Below are 2,779 nucleotides of genomic sequence, written 5' to 3' on the forward strand. Positions count from 1 at the left end.
GCATTGAGCTACTGTGACTAAGCAACTCTGCTTGCTTAACACGACCTTTAGCGACAATATGCTGGCTAATAAAATACTTTTGCTGGTTAAAACCGCCTTGATTTTGGATGCTTGAGATCCCTTTAACTTTTGCATTAAATTGCCATATTTGGCCAACAACAATTTTATCTGGCTTTTGCCATGTTAATCGGTAATATCGCTGCACATTATTAAGCGCCAACGTCTCAAAAAATGCGTCTTGATGGGGTTTTGCTATAACGCGCACATCAAAACTAATCCAGTCGCGGTTTTGGCTAACTAGTGATACTATCTGCGCCTTAAACTCGATTTGTTGCGACTTTTCAACATATTGATGCATATATAGACAATGAAATAACAGGCTCAGCCAAATGACGGCGAATAAACAGCCGGCCATAAGCGGCCCTTTGCGAAGACAAAGAAGCATAGCCAAGAATAGAATGGGCAAACACCATATTGGTGCCAGCGAAGGCCATAACATCGCTGATAAAGAACAGGCGCAAAAGCCATAGATAAATCGATTCATAATGAATTAGTTAAGACATTAATCGACAAATATGCCAAAAAAATTAATACAAAGATTTATGCCAAAACCAGAAACACTCCGTGAACATAAGTATTTGCGGATGTTTGGCAAACTATTGCACAAGCCTAATTTGTGGGCATTGAATCGCAAATCAGCTCCAGGAGCCTTTGCTGTTGGGCTATTTGTGGCTTGGCTCCCCATGCCATTTCAAATGGTTGTTGCTGCAGGATTTGCCATTATGTTTAACGTCAACCTTCCAGTTGCTGTGGCGCTGGTATGGATAACAAATCCACTGACGATGCCAATTATGTTTTATGGAGCCTACTTGTTAGGCACTAAAATCCTAGGACATAAAGCACAAGCATTTCAGTTTGAAGCCAGCTGGGCATGGATTGAAGCCTCAGTATCAACTATCGGCCCGCCTTTTCTTGTTGGTTGCCTAGCACTAGCCATTATCAGTGCTTTGGTAGGGTTTATTGTCATTAAAAGCATGTGGCGCTATTCAGTTCTGTTTAAATGGCAAAAACGTAAAGGCCAGTAACACCTCATAGATTGATTAATGTACTTGTATTAAGGCCGCTACTGCGGCCTTAATACAAGTTAGAGATGTTGATTTAAATTTTGTGCCATCCGCTTTGCTAAACGCGAAAAATCTGCAATTTCTTGGTCTGTTAACCCACTTTTCATTAACTCATTCACACGTGACTCTGCGGTAGATAATTTGGTAACAATCTTAATTCCCGCAGGGCTTAAGCCTAAAAAGTAACTGCGTTTGTCGCTAGGATTATCTGATTTTTCAGCATACTTAAGGTTAATTAATTCTTTAATCAACCGTGCAAGTTGCGCCTTATCAATCAATGTTTTTTGCACTATATCATTCGCTGTTACTTGTTTATCTTGGTTAGCAATTATTTTTAACACCCGTAAATGTAATGGCGTTAACCCAAATTCAGCGCTATCAATAGCATGACGCAATGAACGCTTTACACTGTGTAATAAATTAAACAACGGCTCTTTTATATTTTCAGACATAATACATCCTCAAAATCATTTCAATACCCCAGCAGCATCAAATTCAATTACAACAACCAATAACTAGTTGACTTTGTCAACAAAAATCAATATAGTTGACATTATCTACTAACAGCAAGGTTAATGCAATTATCAGTTGCAGCAAACGAGTGATTAACCCCCAACGCTTTGCTAACCCAAACGACAGGCAAGTTATTATGAATAACCAATCAGCTAAAAAATCACCAACCCGATTAACTTATATCAGTGACATTATTGAAATAAGCCCTTATTTACGTAGATTGGTGTTGAGTGGCGAGCAACTGGCTAATTTCCCTGCCGATCAACAAGGGGCCTATGTAAAAGTATTAATACCGCAACCCGGTGAAACCACCGTAAATATGACGTTAACCGGTCCTAATACTGCGATTAAGCGCTCATATACCATCAGGGAGTTTGATCCTGTGCGTGGTCAACTTAGCTTAGATTTTGTGATAAATAAGCATACGGGGCCAGCAACCGATTGGGCAAAATTAGCTAACGTTGGCGATACCGTCGCAATTGCAGGTCCTGGGCCATTAAAAATGAATCGATTCGATGTCAATGACTACTTACTATTTGGAGACTCCACGTCTATCAATGCCGTTGATGCATTGGTAAAGCGGCTTCCCGCCAACGCTAAAGGGCATATCATCATGTTGATGAATAGCCAGCAAGAGCAAACGCTGCTCAGTCAACACCCATTATTGAAAACCCATTGGTTAGTACTAAATGACAGTATCACTGCAGAACAACAGATAGCTTGGTTATTAGATAAACTTGAACTCTTTGGTGATTTACCTGCTGTGACACAAGTTTTTGTCGGCTTAGAGGCCACCCAAGTGAGAGTAATAAAGCAATACTTGCTTGAGCAACAACAATTACCATTAAGTTCAATCAGTGCTACGGGATACTGGAAGCGAAATACTGATGCTGACACGTTTGGTAAACAAAAGCAGATGCAGCCGTTGTAGTGTCTTTTTGTTTAGTTAAGCAAAGAACTGATTAAGTGATGGGTCGTAAAAATCACAAGTTTCGACTATTTGTCATTTTAGCTTGTCATATGTGTGGCTAAAAAAGGCGCTGTTTCTTATTTCTGGTTGAGTCAATAGCATGTCCATTACCAATGAATGCAACACAATTAGCTGGTCAAAGGACTTTTTTGACGCGGTAGATTACAAGCGG

Annotated in this window: 4 protein-coding genes; 2 read left to right on the top strand and 2 right to left on the bottom strand. The window is 40.0% G+C overall.

The annotated features are described in order from the left end of the window. Nucleotides 1-544, bottom strand: a 544-nt coding sequence (locus tag CXF78_RS19335; protein ID WP_145991571.1) for a ComEC/Rec2 family competence protein, incomplete at its 3' end; no start/stop codon positions are given. A gap of 31 nt (nt 545-575) precedes the next feature. Between CXF78_RS19335 and CXF78_RS19340 the strand changes: the two genes are divergently transcribed. Next, nucleotides 576-1,085, top strand: coding sequence for a DUF2062 domain-containing protein (locus tag CXF78_RS19340; RefSeq protein ID WP_011637844.1), 510 nt, complete (start codon nt 576-578; stop codon nt 1,083-1,085). 59 nt (nt 1,086-1,144) lie between these two features. Here the strand turns inward: CXF78_RS19340 and CXF78_RS19345 are convergent, their stop codons facing one another. Next, complete coding sequence (locus CXF78_RS19345; RefSeq protein WP_011637845.1) at nt 1,145-1,576, bottom strand: MarR family winged helix-turn-helix transcriptional regulator; 432 nt, start codon at nt 1,574-1,576, stop codon at nt 1,145-1,147. Between the two features lie 197 nt (nt 1,577-1,773). Between CXF78_RS19345 and CXF78_RS19350 the strand changes: the two genes are divergently transcribed. After that, nucleotides 1,774-2,568 (top strand): siderophore-interacting protein, encoded by a 795-nt coding sequence (locus CXF78_RS19350; RefSeq protein ID WP_102037674.1) that lies wholly within the window; start codon nt 1,774-1,776, stop codon nt 2,566-2,568. Nucleotides 2,569-2,779: the final 211 nt, after the last annotated feature.

This window comes from Shewanella sp. 11B5 (assembly GCF_002836795.1).
GTDB lineage: Bacteria > Pseudomonadota > Gammaproteobacteria > Enterobacterales > Shewanellaceae > Shewanella > Shewanella frigidimarina.

Excerpts from the sequence above, each read along its gene's own strand:
- CXF78_RS19340 (WP_011637844.1), top strand. The coding sequence starts at position 576 with ATGCCAAAAAAATTAATACAAAGATTTATGCCAAAACCAGAAACACTC.
- CXF78_RS19350 (WP_102037674.1), top strand. The coding sequence starts at position 1,774 with ATGAATAACCAATCAGCTAAAAAATCACCAACCCGATTAACTTATATC.
- CXF78_RS19345 (WP_011637845.1), bottom strand. The coding sequence starts at position 1,576 with ATGTCTGAAAATATAAAAGAGCCGTTGTTTAATTTATTACACAGTGTA.